This window comes from Paraburkholderia sediminicola (assembly GCF_902859805.1).
Taxonomy (GTDB): domain Bacteria; phylum Pseudomonadota; class Gammaproteobacteria; order Burkholderiales; family Burkholderiaceae; genus Paraburkholderia; species Paraburkholderia sediminicola.
Map to the genome: position 1 here is coordinate 251,047 of NZ_CADIKC010000006.1, position 16,520 is coordinate 267,566.

The following is a 16,520-nucleotide window of genomic DNA, read 5'->3' on the forward strand; positions in this document are numbered from 1 at the left end:
GCACTTATAAAAATATTTGAAGACCCGGCAGCCCGAAGAACCGGCGCTGTGTCTTCCAGGAGCGCTCACGTGTCATCTCAACCCGTTCAAACCACCGCTTCGCTTGCCGCAAGCGCCGCGGAAACCGCATTGCAAGCCAACAAGGCGCAACGCTACATCCAGCTCATGCTGCTGGTCGTGGCAGCCGGCGCGATTTACCCGATTCTGTATCTGCGGCAGGTCTATCAGCCGACGATGCTCGAAGTGTTTCACATCACCGATAGTCAACTCGGCTACCTGTATTCGTCGCTCGGCACGATCTTTCTGCTGAGTTACTTGCCCAGCGGCTGGCTCGCCGACCGGATCGCGCCGCGTCTGCTGATCTGCTTTTCGCTGATCGCAACCGGCGTGCTCGGCCTGTGGTATTCGACCGCGCCGTCGTTCCAGATGCTGATGCTGATTTTCGGCGGTTGGGGACTGTCGACCGGGTTGACCTTCTGGGCAGCCGTCATCAAGCGCGTGACCATGATCGCCGGCACGCACGAGCAGGGCCGTTTCTTCGGTTTGCTCGATGGTGGGCGTGGCCTGATCGAAGCCATGCTCGCGACGATCGCAATCACGCTGTTCGCCTGGTTCACGCAGACCAAAGGCGAACCGGTGGCGGCGGGTTTCAAGCTGGTCGTCTACATGTACGCGTTTCTGTGCATCGCACTTGGCGTGGTGCTTGCGCTTGTCAAAGATCCGCAAGGCGCCAGGGACGCGGCCGCCAACCGAGCCACGAAGAAACGCAGCAACGTGCTGGTCGATCTGAAAACGCTCGCATCGATTCCTGAATTGTGGCTGGTCGCGGCTATCGTGTTCTGCGGTTATCAGGTGTTCTGGGCGACTTACAGCTTCTCCGCGTATCTGCATGAAGGCGAGATTGGCTTGACGGTGGTGATGGCCGGCACGATCACGACGCTCAAGCTGTGGATGCGCCCGATCGGCGGCATCGGCGGTGGATTTCTCGGCGACCGTTATTCAAAAGTCTCGGTGCTGGTGATTGCGCTCTTTCTCGCCGCACTGTCGCTGCTTGGTTTGATGGCGGCACCGCGTATTTCGAGCCACGTGCTGCTCGTGTTCCTCGTGCTCTTCATCGGCATTCTGACTTACGCGATTCGCGGGCTCTACTGGTCGCTGCTGGATCGCTGCAACATTTCCGTCGAAACGATGGGCCTCGCTATCGGCCTGATCTCCGTACTCGGTTATTCGCCCGACGTGTTCCTGCCGTTGATCAACGGCTATCTGACGCAGAACTTCCCGGGCGTCTTCGGTTATCAGCTTTACTTCGGCTATGTGGCCGGAATGGCGGCGCTCGGCGGCTTTGCCGGCCTCGCGCTGAGAAACATGCTTAACAGGAAAGGGGTTGCGTAAATGAAAGTCGTCTCGCTCGAAACGCATATCGTCGCCGTACCGCCGCCGCACGTGGGCGGCATGTACTGGATCTTCGTCAAGCTCAAAACCGATTGCGGTATTGAAGGCGTCGGCGAAATCTATTCGGCGACGTTCCATCCGAAAGCGATGACCCACATCATCGACGATGTATTCGGCCGCTACCTGCTCGATAAGGATCCGCATCATATCGAACGGCTCTGGCGCGAAGCGTATTCGAGCGGTTTCACGCAACGCCCCGATCTGACGATGATGGGTGTGGTCAGCGGGCTGGAAATGGCGTGCTGGGACATCATCGGCAAGGCGGCGAACAAGCCGGTGTATGAACTGCTCGGCGGCATGGTGAACCAGCGTCTGCGCTCGTACACCTACCTGTATCCGAAGAACAGCAAAGGCGAATACGACTACGACGATCCCGATCTCGCCGCCGAATGTGCGGTTGAGAACGTGAAGCGTGGTTTCACTGCGGTGAAGTTCGATCCGGCCGGTCCGTACACGGCTTATTCGGGCCACCAGTTGTCGATGGAAGTGCTCGACCGCTGCGAGACCTTCTGCCGCCGCGTGCGCGAAGCCGTCGGCAGCAAGGCCGATCTGCTGTTCGGCACGCATGGGCAGATGGTGCCGTCCTCGGCAATCCGGCTCGCCAAACGGCTCGAGAAATACGATCCGCTGTGGTTCGAAGAACCGGTGCCACCGGGGCAGGAAGGTGCAATGGCGCAGGTCGCGCAGCACACGAGCATTCCGATTGCGGCGGGCGAGCGCCTGACCACCAAGTATGAATTTTTCAAACTGCTCGAAGCGGGCGCGGCATCGATTCTGCAACTGAACGTGGCGCGCGTGGGTGGTCTGCTGGAAGCGAAGAAAGTCGCGGCGATCGCCGAAGTGTATTACGCGCAGATCGCGCCGCATCTGTACAACGGTCCGATCGGTGCTGCCGCCAGCATTCAGCTCGCAGCCTGCACGCCGAACTTCCTGATTCAGGAAAGCATCGGCACGTGGGACGGTTTCCACGCAGCGGTGTTGAAGAAGCCGATTCAATGGGAAGACGGTTACATCATTCCTTCGCAGGAACCGGGTCTGGGTGTGGAGTTGAACATGGACGTCGTTCGGCAACACACGCCGTACACCGGCGAGCGTCTGCATCTGCAGATGGCAGCACTTCCTGCCGACGTGAAGGATCTCGCGCCGGCCAAGGGTTGAGGCCGGGCTAAAGCTGCCGGGTTGCAACCTGCGGGTTTCAGGCCGTTTTACGCATTCAATGGATTGGGCGCCGCTTGGCGACATAGAGCATGAACTACGATTACATCATCGTCGGCGCGGGTTCGGCGGGCTGCATTCTTGCCAATCGCCTTTCGGCGTCGGGCCAATATTCAGTGCTGTTGCTCGAAGCGGGCGGCAAGGACAGCTCGTTCTGGTTCAAGATCCCGGTGGGTTTCACCAAGACGTACTACAACGAAACCTATAACTGGATGTACTACAGCGAGCCCGAAAAGGAACTCGACAACCGGCCGATCTATTGCCCGCGCGGCAAGGTGCAGGGTGGTTCCGGCTCGATCAACGCAATGATCTACGTGCGCGGCCAGCCGCATGATTTCGACGACTGGGCCGCGGCGGGCAACCCGGGTTGGGCGTTTCGCGACGTGCTGCCGTATTTCCGCAAGCTCGAATCGCATCCGCTCGGCAACACGGAGTATCACGGCGCGGACGGCCCGATCCGTATCTCGCCGATGAAGGATGCCGTTCATCCGATCTGCCACGTGTTCCTGAAGGGCTGCGACCAGGCCGGCTACAAGCGCAGCGACGACTTCAACGGCGAACGTTTCGAAGGCGCGGGCATCTACGACGTAAATACCCGCAACGGGCAACGCTCGTCGAGCAGCTTCGAGTATCTGCATCCGGTTCTGACGCGTAAGAACCTGACGGTCGAACGTGACGTGCTCGCCAGCCGCGTGCTATTCGACGGCAATCAGCGGGCCATTGGTGTCACCGTGACGCAGAACGGCGCGACGCGGCAGTTCATGGCGAACCGTGAGGTGATCCTGTCGGCGGGCGCGGTCGATTCGCCCAAGCTGCTGCAACTCTCGGGCGTCGGCGACAGCGCATTGCTCGCAAAGCATCGCATTGCGATGGTCAAGGAACTGCCCGCTGTGGGCCAGAATCTGCAGGACCATCTGTGCGTGAGTTTCTACTATCGCGCGAACGTGAAGACGTTGAACGACGAATTGCGCCCGTTGCTCGGCAAGCTCAAGCTCGGCCTGCAGTATCTGCTGACGCGCAAGGGGCCGCTCGCCATGAGCGTGAACCAGTCGGGCGGCTTTTTCAAGGGTAATGATCAGGAAGCGCAGCCTAATCTGCAGCTGTACTTCAATCCGCTGTCGTACAGGATTCCGAAGAGCAACAAGGCGAATCTGGAACCCGAGCCGTATTCGGGCTTCCTGCTGGCATTTAACCCGTGCCGGCCGACGAGCCGCGGTTCGATCGAGATCGCGTCGAACCGTGCGGAGGATGCCGCGAAGATCCGCATCAACGCGTTGACCACGGAGAAAGACATCGACGAAGTGATCCAGGGTTGCGAACTGGTGCGCAAGGTGATGGCATCGCCGGCGTTGAAAGAGATCACGGTCGAGGAAATCTCGCCTGGGCCGCAGGTGAATACGCGCGAAGGCTTCCTGCAGTATTTTCGTGAACAATCGGGTTCGATCTATCACCTGTGCGGCTCGTGCGCGATGGGCGACGACCCGCGCACTTCAGTGGTCGATGCGCGCTTGCGGGTGCACGGCATTACCGGCTTGCGCGTGGTCGATGCGTCGATCTTCCCGAACATCACGTCGGGCAACATCAATGCGCCGACGATGATGGTGGCAGAGAAGGGCGCTGAGATGATTCTGATGGATGCGGCCGTCGAAGCCGCCTTTAAACCCGAAGCAGCGGAGCTGGCTGCGGCCGCCTGACCGGTGGAAAGTCACCTTTAACGGTGTAGAGAAAAAACGCGCTGATACGATGCAATCGGCGCGTTTTTTTGCGTCATGCACCGCGGCATCGGGATGGCTCGTATGGACCGGGGTCGCCTACGCGCCGGCACTCAGACGAATTGCATCCGCATCAATCCGCTGCGCCCGACTGTGCTGACTCCGACGAATCGAGCGCGCGCTCGGTCAACCAGATTTCCTGCTGTAACCATTCGCGGAACAGCGCGACGTGCGGCAACTCGTCCTGCCCTGCGCGCGTGATGAGCCAATACGACTGGTGGCCGTCGACGTGGACATTGAGCACCTGTACCAACTGCCCCTCCGCCAGCTCGCGACCAATCATGTGACGATCGGCAATGGTCACGCCAAGCCCGTCGATTGCCGCGCGGATCGCGTGATCAAGCAGATCGAATTCGTACCCGCCGCGCGTATCGACGTTTTCGATACCGGCGGCTTTCAACCAATGCTGCCAGGTCAGATAACGCTGATCGGCGCTCGCGAGCACGTGCAATAGCGTGAACTGATTCAGATCGATGGCCGCGCGGCCGGCCTGGCGCGCGAGCAACGCGGGCGCGCAGACGGCGATATGCCGTTCGTTCATCAGCAGGCGGTTGTCGAAGCCTTCCCACTCGCCGTTGCCGAAACGGATGGCGCAGTCGAGCACGCCCGATTCGGCGAGATTGTCGTCGACGCGGGTCGACAGGCTGAGTTCGAGATGCGGATGCGCGTCGCGCAGACGTCCGAGACGCGGCATCAGCCAGCGGCTCGTGAAGGTGGGTGGCGCGTTGATACGCAGACGGTTGCGATGGGTTTTCTCCTGCAGGCTGCGCACCGTAAGCTCGATCCGGTCGAATGATTGCTGCAGTGCTTGCAGGAGGATGCGGCCGGCGGCCGAGAGTTCGAGGTGGTGATGGTGACGCTGGAGTAACGTCTCGCCGAGTTGGGCTTCCAGTTGGCGGACCTGCCGGCTGACCGCGCTTTGCGTCACGTTCAGCAGTTCGGCTGCGCGCGTGAAGCTGCCCGTGCGGCCGGCGACTTCGAAGGCTTTCAGCGCGTTCAGCGCGGGCATTTTGCGTTTCAAGGTGGGGCACCTAAGGGTAGGCTGACGCGCGGCGGCGCGGGTGCCCGCTATTTTACTGTGTTGCCCTCGATGCGTTATAGGTCTGCACGTCTTGTGGCGACGATGCGTTCGTGCCGCAAGACGTGCAGCGACCGGTCAATACGCGATACAGACCGACTTGCTCTCCGTATAAGCATCCACAATGGCTTTGCCGTGCTCGCGTCCGATTCCGGACGCCTTGAACCCGCCGAACGGCATGGCGGGATCGACCATGTTGTGCGTGTTGACCCAAACGGTTCCCGCTTCGATGCCGTCAACCAGCCTCAACGCCTTGTCGAGCTGATTTGTCCACACACTCGCGCCGAGACCGTATTCCGATGCGTTGGCCTGAGTCAGGACCTCATCGATATCGTCATAGGGCATCGCCACCAGCACGGGGCCGAATACCTCCTCCCTGACTACGGAAAGCGGCTTGCATGCGCGATTGGCAATGACCGTCGGGCGGACAAAGAAGCCGTCTGCATCAACGGCCGCGTCACGCGACAGAATTTCGCCGCCTTCCTGGCGGCCTTGCGCGATCATTCCCATGACCTTGTCGCGGTGCCGTGCGGAAACCATGGGTCCCATTTGCGTTGCAGCATCGAAACCGGAACCCAAGGCGATTCCATCGGCCACTGCGGCGATGCCTTGCACCACTTCGTCGTAGATCGAGCGCGCGACGTACAGGCGGGAACCCGCAGTGCAGACTTGTCCGTGGTTGAAGAAAATCGCGCCGGCCGCGCCTTCGATCGCTTTCTTCGGGTCGCAATCGTCCAGCACGATCACGGGGCTCTTGCCGCCCAGTTCCAGCGATGCTCGTTTCAGATCGCTAGCGCATTGGCGGCCGATGATGCGGCCCACTTCGGTCGATCCCGTGAAGGTGACCTTGTTCACGAGTGGATGCTTGACTAGCGCTGCGCCGGCGGTTTCGCCGCGGCCTGTGACGACGTTGAATACGCCCGGGGGGAAGCCGGCTTCATGGGCCAGTTCGGCCAGGCGAATTGCCGTGAGTGGCGTTTCTTCCGCTGGCTTCAGCACGACGGTGCAGCCGCATGCGAGGGCTGGGGCGATCTTCCAGACTGCCATCAGGAGCGGGAAATTCCACGGGACGATAGCGGCGACTACACCCGCCGGAACCCGTTTTGTTGAGGCGTTGTAGCGGGTGCCCGGTGGGAAGGGGATCGACAGGTCGAAAGTTGTGCCCTCGATTTTGGTGGCCCAGCCGGCCATGTAGCGCAGCCATTGGACGCTGCCTGAAACCTCCAGCATCTTTGAGAAGGCTATTAGTTTTCCCTGGTTCAGGGTTTCTAATGTGGCTAGTTCGTCTGTGTGTTGTTCTAGCAGGTCGGCTAGTTTTAGTAGCAGGCGTTCACGGGTGGCTGGCGGCATTCTGCGCCAGGTGTCTGACTCGAAGGCTGCTCTTGAAGTTTTGACCGCGTGGTCGATGTCGTTTTCTGATGCGTCTGGGAGGTGGGCTAGTTCTTCGCCTGTCGCTGGGTTGTAGATGGGGAAGGTTTTGCCTGCGGCGCTTGGGGTTTTTTCGCCGTTGATGAACATGGTGGTGGGTAGCTGCGCTGCTTGGGTTTTTTGTTCGGGCATGGTTTTGTCTCCGACGGGGGTGGATTGGTGCTGTTGCGGTCTGTTCTGCTGCTTGCCTGCGGCGGTGCCTTTCCTTGTTTTGTTCGTGGTCTATTAGCGTTGCCCCTGTGCGGGGCGGCACCTACTTTTCTTTGCTTGCCGCAAAGAAAAGTAGGCAAAAGAAAGCGGCTCAAACCACTCCTGCTAAGCGGGCGCCGTGGTTTGCATCGGGTAGTGGTGCATCTGGAATCTGGGTTCTCCCACATTCGGCGCTCGTGACAAGGGAGTCATACTTCCCGACTCGCACTTTGTGCTCGTCGGAAGAGTCTGTCTGGCGGTGGTGATGGTTTGGATGCTTAAGGAACGGCTTTCTTTCGAGCCAGTTGATTGCTAACGTACCGGCACAGGTCAGGCTCGTGATCACGCTTAGTGCGTACAGAATCATGAATCCGTCACCGAAAAAGTAAGGCGTCGTCGATAACGTTGCGCCCAATACCATTCCGATGTGGTGTGCCGCTCCAGGACAACTCGCGCTTAATGCGCTGCGTGATTTGCCCGGCTGTTTCATCAGCGCTGGAATTGTCAGGCAGTCGAGAACCAGGAATATCTTTGCTGCGAGTAGTGCCAACGTTGGACTGTCTACAAGTGCGAGAGCTCCAATTGCCGCTGCTCGTAGCACGTACAGCACAATCAACATCCGGTTGTTGTTGCCGGAACGGTCGGCGATGAACGCCAGTGCGCAAACGGCACCCGCCGATAGCAAGATCTGCCACGTCGGCTGGGTGCTACTCACGCCGCAAATCGCAAACAACTGGAAACGTGCAAGACTGCCGCTCGATATGCCTGCAAGCAATGCGAGCAGCGCGGTCGTACCGATTGCGTGGATGGCTCCGGTCGGCTGGTCCGTGCTTCGATTCGCGTACTGATGCGGATCGAAATCCTCATGACGCAAGGCTGACGCGCCGGCAAGATACTGCCCATACAGCAGCAACACGCCACCCACCGCCACAAACAACCCAGCTATCGTGGTGGAATGCTCCAATCCACTCAAATACGTTGGCATCACGCCCATTGCACTCATTGCGGCAATCAGCGTCGCAGCCGTCGCAAGCGTCGTGTGCGCCCTGGATACGCGTGACATCAACAACGGTACGATCGTCATCGTTGCCAACGCCAACGCGCTCATCCACAGCGCGTTGGCTCGTTGACTAAGACCGGCTTGAGTCACCAGCGTCGCGGCGCCGCTCACGAGCAACACACAGGCCGTGCTGCTTACGGCGGCAGTTAGCCCGCGCGTCGCGCTACTCATGCCCACAATTGGCCGGTGTGTTGCGCCCACCACGTTCGCCATCAGCAAACCTGCTGCCCAACCCACGCTCGCAATTAACCCGCGCGTCACGCCACCCACGCTCGCAATTAACCCGCGCGTCACGCCACCCACGCTCGCAATTAGCCCGCGCGTCGCGCCACCCACGCTCACAATTAGCCGGTGTGCAGCGCAACCCACGCTTGCAATTGATCCACGTACGGTGCCCCTCGCGCGCGCAATCCACCCGTGTGCCGAACTGCCTTCGCCCGCGATCGGCATGCGTGCCACGCTGTCTTCACTTGAGGTCAGTCGGCGTATCACGCTGCACGAAATCGCGGGACGCACGTATGCAGCATCGGCCACGCCTGCAGCAGCACGCCGCGCGTCACGCGTCATCGAATCAGCGTTTGCAGCAGCCATGATCCGCGGATTTGCCGTCTTCAACGCTGTTCTGGTCACGCTCGGACGGTAGGTCCATCGTCGGGTTGGCGGAGAAGAAGTTGTTCGGCTTGAGCATAAACCCGGCGTATTCCACCGGCATCACGGGGAAGTCCTCGGGCTTGCACACGTGCGTGTGGCCGAAGCTGTGCCACAAGACGATGTCCTCGTTCTCGATGTTGCGGTTCGCCTCGATATAGCGCGGCAAGCCGTCACCGCCCGCGTGCTGGTTCGGATAGTCGCCGCTCGCGTAGCGCTCGGCGGGATCGAATGGTGTGACCCACACGTGACGTGTCGCAAAGCCGCCGCGCTGGCGGACCTTCGAGCGCTCGTCGGCCAGCATCAGCGGGGAGTCGTTCACGATCAACTTGTAGCCAGGATTCGCGCCCACAGTGTTTTTCACGTTCGGGTTGGTCACTTTCCAGTAACGCCCGGTGCGGCCGTTCGCGAGACGTGCGGCTTCGCTCTCGGTCTTGAAGACGTGTTTGGTGGTGTCGAAGACGTTGCCATACGGATTCGTTTCGCCCATCGGACGCGGCACGAATTCGTGTTCGCTCACGGTGTTGCGCTCGCCGTCCACCATCATGTGCATCCGTGCATTGAAAAAGTGCTGGTGGGTCGGGCCGCCGAGGTTCTCGGTGATCATGCCGCCCCACGGATATGTGTCGCCGTCAGCCACCGCCGAGGTTTGAACGATGCCGGTCAGCTTGCATTCGAGCTGGATCGTGCCGTCCTGGTACAGGTACCAGTAAAAGCCGTAGTCGTAGTTGCCGACCGTCGCGAAGAAGGAGATCACGAGGCGTCGCGAGCGGCGCATTTCGAAGACGCCAGTGCGAAACTCGTAGTGCTTCCACAGGGTGCCGTAGTCCTCTTCGTGCATGCACACGGCGTTCTTCATTACGAACGCATTGCCGAAATCGTCGGCGGAAGGAATGTCGAAGTAGCGGATCGTGCCGAGGCAATCGCAACCGAGTTCGAGTTGATTCGCCAGTTTGCCGAGGCCGTATTCGCCGGCATCGAATGCGCTCTTCCAGTAGTGATTCGTGCTCGGGTCGGAGTAGGGCACGCACATCTCCGTCACGCTCGCACGGTAGATGATCGGCCGCGCGTTCTTGCCGTCGTCCCATGACAGTTGATGCAGCACCAGGCCTTCGCGCGGCGTGAAGCCGACGCGGAAGCTCCAGTTCTGCCAGCTCACGTGCCAGCCGTCGATCTTGAAGCTCGGGCCCTCGGGCTGGCTGATCGACAGCGGTTTGAGCGTGTTGCGCGGCTTGCCGAGGCTCGGCGTGTCGTAGTTGTGCGTCGCGCGCGGAATCGGAATGATGCGGCCGTCGTCCACCAGTTCGATCACTTTCTTCTCGAGCAGATCGACCACCGCTACCACGCCCTCGATCGGATGCGCATAGCCGTTGTCGGTCACGGTCTCGCGGTAGTAGCTCACGCATCGCACAAGGCGGCGGCCGTTCTCGTTTTCGCGGTCGAAGCAGCCGGCGGAAAACGGATCGACCTGGACGCGCTCCAGATCCTTCTCGGTGAGGCCGCGCTTCATGACCGCAACGCGCCATGCGTCGTCGCTTTTGACGATCTGCTCGGCGTTCATGAAGTCTTCGATCATGATCGGCGGCTGGCCATAGGGCGCCTGATCGAACGGCAGCACGTTGCGCGAGGCAATTTTTTTCTCTCTCAGGTCCACGTGGAATTCGGTGGTCGTGCCATTCGTGCGATCGATCGCCAGGACGAACGCTGTGCGCGAAAAATATTCGCCGGCCTTGAATGCGATCACTTCGGCCTTCGGCGGCTCGCGCAATTCGACCATCGGAAAGCGCACGTGTCCGTCGAGATTTTCGGCGGCCTTCACGAGATCGCAGGCAAGCTGCATTTCATCCGGACTCAGCGGATCGAGCGGATGAACGGGGGCGTGTGCGGTTTTCGTGGCATTCGTGTTCATAAGATTCCCGTAAGGAGTGTGCTGGACCGGACTGCGTGCGAGGCTGGGTGAAACGCGTCGAACGCTGAGTCGATGGCAAATCGTAGGAACCCAATAATATTTTCGCGCTTGCTTATCGCGCCAAATGAACGATAAAGTGCGCCAGGAGGAAAGACACTGCAGCACATCAGCGAAGACTTGAGAGGAGACGCTCAGCATGAAAAAAGTCACGCTCAACGGTAGTTTCCCGATGATCCGCGCTGCGGTCATGGGGCCGGTTGTGCGCGCACTCGATGCATCCGGCGCCAATTGCGACGCGCTGCTCGAAGCGTTCGGCATGAGCCGCAAGCTCCTGTCGAATCCCTATGAAATCCTGCCGCTGACGCGTTACGTGGCGGCCTTTGAGCGCGCGGCCGAAGTACTCGGCGAACCGTTGCTCGGCTTGCGTCTGGGCAGCGAATTGCAGGTGACTGAACTCGGGCCGGCAGGTCTCGTGTTTCTATCGTCGCCAACCCTGAACGCGGCCGTGCGCAAGTTCTCGCTCGCGCTCGCGTCGTGGCAGAACACCACGACCTGCGAGTTGCTGCGTGATGGCGAGTGGCCGGTATGGACCTATCAGATCGCCAATCCGCAGATCTGGCCGCGCCGCCAGGACGCGGAATACAGCCTTTCGACGATGTGCCATATGATCCGCGCCGTGCGTGGCGCAGCGTGGAATCCGGTCGAAGTGCATTTCGAACATGCCGCTCCCGCTGACATCAAACCGTATGCGCGCATTTTCCGTGTACCTGTGCGCTTTCAGCAGCCTTTCAACGGCGTGATCCTGCGTCCGTCGGATCTCGATGCGCCGCTCAAAAGCGCCGACACGCAAATGGCGCGCATGATGGAGCGCCATGCCACCGATCTGATTGCGCGCGATGCGGTGCCCCACAGCATCGCCGACCAGGTGCGCGATCTGGTGACGCGGCGGCTCGCGCACGAAAAGCTGATCGTTGCCGACATCGCGAAAGATCTCGGGCTCTCGCATCGTTCGTTACAGCGGCATCTGGCGGAGGCGGGGACGTCCGTGCGGCAGATCGTGCGCGAAGAACGGCAACGTAGTGTGGAAGGATTGCTGGAACGTGACGGGCTCACCAATGCGGCGATCGCTCGCGCTGTGGGTTATGCCGACGCAACCGTGCTGTGGCGCGCCACGCGCAACTGGAAAAAACAATAAATGGTGGCGGCGCCGCAGTTGCTTTCATTCTGAAAGCACGTGAGGACACAATCCTCACACGAAAATAAAAACTTCCGTTTCCTAACTATTCGCTGCAAACCGCGGTGCCTGAGACGCTCGCGAGCATTGGCGCAATTTATCGAAAATTTGGCGCAGTTCGCGAAGTCGCTTTATTTTTTAGCTACCTACCATGCGCTCACACCGAAACGTCGAACGTCGGTTAAGCGAGCGTCTGGACCAGTATTTCCAGGGTTTAGGCGAGTTCCAGACTAGCCAACAAAATTGAGGCAGCGATGAATGAACCCTACTCTCCGACCCGTCTGGTCGACGCGGAGAATCCCGTGGAACTGAAGGGCAATACGCTGGGCCTGTGGCAGATCGTGTTTCTTGTGATTTCCGCGGCCGCGCCGCTTACCGGCATGCTCGGCGCGGTGCCGCCCGCGATCAGTTTGGGCAATGGCGCCGGCATTCCGGGCGCGTTCGTAATTGCCGGCGTTGTGCTGCTGATTTTCAGCGTGGGCTTCGCGTCGATGAGCCGGCATGTGGTGCGCGCCGGTGCGTTTTACGCGTACATCACCGCCGGACTTGGCCGGCCTTTAGGCATGGCCGGCGCACTCGTCGCGCTGATGTCGTACACCTTCATCCAGATCGCGTTATACGGGCTGTTTGGATTTTTCTGCACGGTGATTCTTTCGCCAGTCCTGCACACGGCGATGCCCTGGTACGGCTATTCGCTGATCTGCGTGGCGGTGGTGCAATTCACCGGCATCCGCGGCATCGATCTGAATAGCCGGCTGCTCGGCGTGCTGATGTGTCTCGAACTTGGCATTCTGTTGCTGCTGGCAATTGCGATCGTCATGCATGGTGGTGGCCCGAACGGCCTCACGCTCGCGCCGTTCACACCGGAGCATGTGTTCAGCGGCCACCTCGGCATTGCGGTGATGTTCGCCTTCGCGTCGTTTATCGGCTTCGAAGCGACGGCGATTTACGGCAAGGAATGCCGGGACCCGAAGGTGACCGTGCCACGCGCGACGTATGTGTCGGTGATGCTGATTCTCGTGTTCTTCGCTTTCGTTACGTGGACGATTGTTTGCGCGTACGGACTGAACGACGTGGTCGCGGTCGCGACGAAGCAACCGGGCGACTTCTGGTTCATTCAATCCGGCAAGTACCTGGGCGGTGCGGTAACGACTGTGATGAGCTTCCTGTTGCTCAGCAGTATCTTCGCGAGCCTGTTGTCGTTTCATAACACGCTGGTGCGCTATATCCATGCGTTGAGTCTGGAGGGCATCCTGCCGCAAGCGCTGAACCGCGTGCACGAAAAATACCGTTCGCCGTATGTGGCGAGCTATCTGCAAACGCTCTCCGTGTGCGTTCTGCTTGGGCTCTTCATTGCGGCCGGCAGCGATGCGTTCAACATCGTGTTCAGCTGGAGTTCGGCGCTCGGCACGATCGGCATCGTGATGCTTCAGGCAGTGACGAGTTTTTCCGTCATCGCGTTCTTCCGCAAGACGCGCAAAGACACGCGTGTATGGCACTCGTTCGTCGCCCCCCTCGTCGGTGGCATCGGCCTGCTGTATATCGGCGTGATTCTGGTGCGCAATCTCGACGCGCTCAGCGGCTCCGATAGCCCGATCGTCAAGTCTTTTCCCTGGATCGTATTCGCGGTGGCGCTCTGCGGCGTCGTGATCGGTCTCATCTTGCGTAAGAAGCGACCGGATATCTACGCGCGCTTCGGGCAGTAATCAAACAGCGCGCAGGACACTCAGCGCGCGCCAGCTCGCCACGTTCTAACGACCGACTGTTGCCGTTCATTCCTGAACGGCGGCGGAGTGGTGTCGTTCGTTTGGACCGTGCTCGGGGCGTCCTCGGGGTGTCCTGTTAGTTCTTGCTGATTTCACCACTCAACTTCCGGCTAAAAAATATGGCAGACACATTCGTCAAGCGCTCAGCGCTTGCGCTGGCCGCGTGCGGCCTCGCGATGGGCGCACATGCGCAATCTTCGGTGACGCTCTATGGCACGGTCGACGCCGGCGTCGTGTACACCACCAACCAGCAGACGACGCTCGCCGACGGCAGCACCAACGGCCACGCGAATTATCAGCTGGCGGGCGGCAATCTGGTGCCGTCGCGTTGGGGTTTGACGGGCGCTGAAGATATCGGTGGCGGCACCACGGTGAACTTCACGTTGGAGAACAGCTTTCTGATCGGCAACGGCGCGATGTTGCAATCGAACACGCTGTTCAACCGCAACGCATGGGTCGGTTTGAACAACGGCACGTACGGCGCGCTGACGTTCGGCCGTCAATACGATCCGTTCTCCGACTACATGGGGGCGTACGCATCGAGCAATAACTGGGCGACGCTGTACGGCTCGCATTTCGGCGACGTCGACAACCTCAACGAAGCGTTCAACTTCAACAACTCGATCAAATACATCAGCCCGAGTTTCGGTGGTTTGACGGTGGGCGGGTTGTTCAGCCTGGGTGGCGTGGCGGGCAATTTTTCGCAGAACAAGGGCTGGGCACTGGCGGCGAATTACGCGCAGGGGCCGTTGTCGTTGAGCGCGGGGTATCTCGAGTTGAACCAGCCGTTGCAGGCGGCCTTGGGCGGCACGACCGGGTATATCGGCGATTTCAGTTGCGCGAACGCCGACGCGTCGTATTGTCTGCTGCAACAGGCGAGCAAAGTGAGGATTTTCGGAGCAGGGGGCTCGTATGCGTTCGGCAAGGCGGGCGTGGCGCTTACCTATACGCATACGCGTTTATCGCAGAGCCAGTATTTCGCGAGTGCGGCAACGCCCGCGGGGCAAGATATCTCTTTCGACATTGCCGAGTTGAATACGACCTATATGGTCGCGCCGGATTTGCAGCTTGGTCTGGCCTATATTTTCAACGACGCCAAACCGAGCGGCAGTGCCTCGACACGCGTGCACCAGATCAATCTTGGCGCGGTGTATAGCCTGTCGAAGCGGACGGCGGTTTATGCGGTGGCGATCGGGCAGAAATCGTCCGGCGCGGGGCTGGGGATTAATCCGTCGACGGGGCAGACGGAGAATCTGGCGCAGATCCCGAATATCGTCAATTCGGACACGGACAAACAACTCTCCGTGATCGTGGGTTTGAGGCACAATTTTTAATTTGCCTGCGCGGCGCTGGCGAACAGATCACCTGAGCGATCAACGGAGCCAATGCCGCGTCCCGACTCACGCAAAGTGCCACGCGGGAAAAAAATTAATCGGCCAGGCGCTTGTCCGAGAGCGCGTTCTGGCAATCCGCCAGCACCTGCTTCACCAGCCGCGCCTGAGGGTCGAGCTCGTCTGTATCGAGAATTTCCTCGACCGCATCCCGCGCCCAATCGGCCTCGACAAATTTCGCGTGCCGCTGCGCAATCTCCAGTGCGGTTGCGGACAACCTGGCGATGCTCAACCAGTCTGCTTCCCGGGACCGATAGTCGAGCCACTTATGAGCGGCCTGCACGTGAAACGCCGCGTCAGGCCAGTCCTCATTCAGGTAATAAGCGCCCAGGCAGCCGCAGGTGAGCCAGCACAACAGCTCCAAACGGTCCCGTGGACTCAGATGATGGCGTACATCACTCATGGCGACGCTCGCTGCTGAAATTTGCGTTCCGGTGAGGGCGGCAAGCCGCCCTCCGCTTACGTTACACAATATCACGCAGAATTCACGAGCGGCAATGCCTGACTGACCCTGGCGACTCCGGCACCTCAAACACCGCGGGGTAACCCGCGGGCGGCCTGACGCCGCTAGCGCGTAGCGACGATAAACAACCGCGGGAACGGCAGCAATACCGTACCGTCAGTCTGGGCCGGATACGCTCGCGCGATTGCATCCCGGTAGCGCGCGAGGAAGACGCCTTGTTCGCTGTCGTCGAGCTCGGCGAGGAACGGCCTCAGCGCGCTGCCCTTGAACCATTCGACCACCGCGTCCGCGCCGCCCGCGAGCGGGTGGTGGTAGACGGTGCGCCACACGTCGACCCGCGCGCACAGCGGTTTGAGCAACGCGTAGTACCAGTCCGCGCCGTAGCGCATGGTGCGTTCCACGCCTCTCAGCTTGTTCGCCCACGGGCCGTCCGCCGCGATTTCGCGCAGCAGACGGTGCGCGGGTTCGTCGAGGTTGTCCGGCATCTGCACGGCCAGGTTGCCGCCCGGCGCAAGTTTTTTCACCAGCGACGGAAACAGTTGCTCGTGATTCGGTACCCACTGCAGCACGGCATTGGCGAGGATGAGGCCGTAGGGGCCGGGAGCAGCCCACGTTTCGATGTCGCTCACCTCGAATTTGAATTGCGGCAGGCGCTTGATGGCCGCCGCGATCATGTCGGCGGAACTGTCCATACCGCTGACCGCCGCGCCGGGCAGGCGGGCCGCCAGCGCTTCGGTGGAATTGCCGGGGCCGCAGCCGATGTCTACCGCCACGCGCACATCCGTTGCCGGGATCGCCGCCAGCAGATCCCGGACTGGACGCGTGCGCTCGTTTTCGAACAACACGTACTGTTTTGCCTGCCAATTCGTCGATGAAGTCATCTCGCGCTCCTTTGTTCCGATTGCACCCAATTGC

12 protein-coding genes are annotated in these 16,520 nt (G+C 60.3%); 6 read left to right on the top strand and 6 right to left on the bottom strand.

Annotation, left to right across the window (positions count from 1 at the left end; all coding sequences use genetic code 11):
- Window positions 1–69 precede the first annotated feature (69 nt).
- The 3 genes from R8871_RS22065 (at window position 70) to R8871_RS22075 (ending at window position 4,361) form a co-directional block, all read left to right on the top strand.
- Window positions 70–1,392, top strand: a complete 1,323-nt coding sequence (locus R8871_RS22065; protein WP_175052357.1) for an MFS transporter — start codon at window positions 70–72, stop codon at window positions 1,390–1,392.
- The gene (locus R8871_RS22070) at window positions 1,393–2,610 is read left to right on the top strand and encodes a mandelate racemase/muconate lactonizing enzyme family protein (protein ID WP_175052358.1); all 1,218 of its coding nucleotides are present in this window, start codon (window positions 1,393–1,395) and stop codon (window positions 2,608–2,610) included. It begins immediately after the preceding gene.
- Between the two features lie 89 nt (window positions 2,611–2,699).
- Window positions 2,700–4,361, top strand: coding sequence for a GMC family oxidoreductase (locus R8871_RS22075; protein WP_175052359.1), 1,662 nt, complete (start codon window positions 2,700–2,702; stop codon window positions 4,359–4,361).
- A 151-nt stretch (window positions 4,362–4,512) separates the two neighbouring features.
- Here R8871_RS22075 and R8871_RS22080 read toward each other — a convergent pair whose 3' ends face one another.
- From R8871_RS22080 to R8871_RS22095, 4 genes are all read right to left on the bottom strand, one after another.
- Window positions 4,513–5,448, bottom strand: a complete 936-nt coding sequence (locus R8871_RS22080) for a LysR substrate-binding domain-containing protein (RefSeq protein ID WP_175052546.1) — start codon at window positions 5,446–5,448, stop codon at window positions 4,513–4,515.
- Between the two features lie 147 nt (window positions 5,449–5,595).
- Entirely contained in the window at window positions 5,596–7,077 is a 1,482-nt protein-coding gene (gene styD / locus R8871_RS22085) for a phenylacetaldehyde dehydrogenase StyD (RefSeq protein ID WP_175052360.1), read from the bottom strand.
- A gap of 169 nt (window positions 7,078–7,246) precedes the next feature.
- Window positions 7,247–8,407: a hypothetical protein gene (locus tag R8871_RS22090; RefSeq protein WP_175052361.1), complete on the bottom strand. Its 1,161-nt coding sequence runs from the start codon at window positions 8,405–8,407 to the stop codon at window positions 7,247–7,249.
- A 358-nt stretch (window positions 8,408–8,765) separates the two neighbouring features.
- The gene (locus tag R8871_RS22095) at window positions 8,766–10,751 is read right to left on the bottom strand and encodes a primary-amine oxidase (RefSeq protein ID WP_175052362.1); all 1,986 of its coding nucleotides are present in this window, start codon (window positions 10,749–10,751) and stop codon (window positions 8,766–8,768) included.
- A 196-nt stretch (window positions 10,752–10,947) separates the two neighbouring features.
- Here R8871_RS22095 and R8871_RS22100 point away from each other — a divergent pair, with 196 nt between their 5' ends.
- The 3 genes from R8871_RS22100 (at window position 10,948) to R8871_RS22110 (ending at window position 15,085) form a co-directional block, all read left to right on the top strand.
- Complete coding sequence (locus R8871_RS22100; protein WP_175052363.1) at window positions 10,948–11,946, top strand: AraC family transcriptional regulator; 999 nt, start codon at window positions 10,948–10,950, stop codon at window positions 11,944–11,946.
- A gap of 293 nt (window positions 11,947–12,239) precedes the next feature.
- Window positions 12,240–13,691: an APC family permease gene (locus tag R8871_RS22105; RefSeq protein ID WP_175052364.1), complete on the top strand. Its 1,452-nt coding sequence runs from the start codon at window positions 12,240–12,242 to the stop codon at window positions 13,689–13,691.
- 179 nt (window positions 13,692–13,870) lie between these two features.
- The gene (locus R8871_RS22110) at window positions 13,871–15,085 is read left to right on the top strand and encodes a porin (protein WP_175052365.1); all 1,215 of its coding nucleotides are present in this window, start codon (window positions 13,871–13,873) and stop codon (window positions 15,083–15,085) included.
- A 94-nt stretch (window positions 15,086–15,179) separates the two neighbouring features.
- On the opposite strand, the gene R8871_RS22115 is transcribed toward R8871_RS22110, so the two are convergent.
- Complete coding sequence (locus tag R8871_RS22115) at window positions 15,180–15,545, bottom strand: hypothetical protein (protein WP_054037539.1); 366 nt, start codon at window positions 15,543–15,545, stop codon at window positions 15,180–15,182.
- Between the two features lie 164 nt (window positions 15,546–15,709).
- Window positions 15,710–16,486: a trans-aconitate 2-methyltransferase gene (gene tam, locus R8871_RS22120; protein ID WP_175052366.1), complete on the bottom strand. Its 777-nt coding sequence runs from the start codon at window positions 16,484–16,486 to the stop codon at window positions 15,710–15,712.
- Window positions 16,487–16,520: the final 34 nt, after the last annotated feature.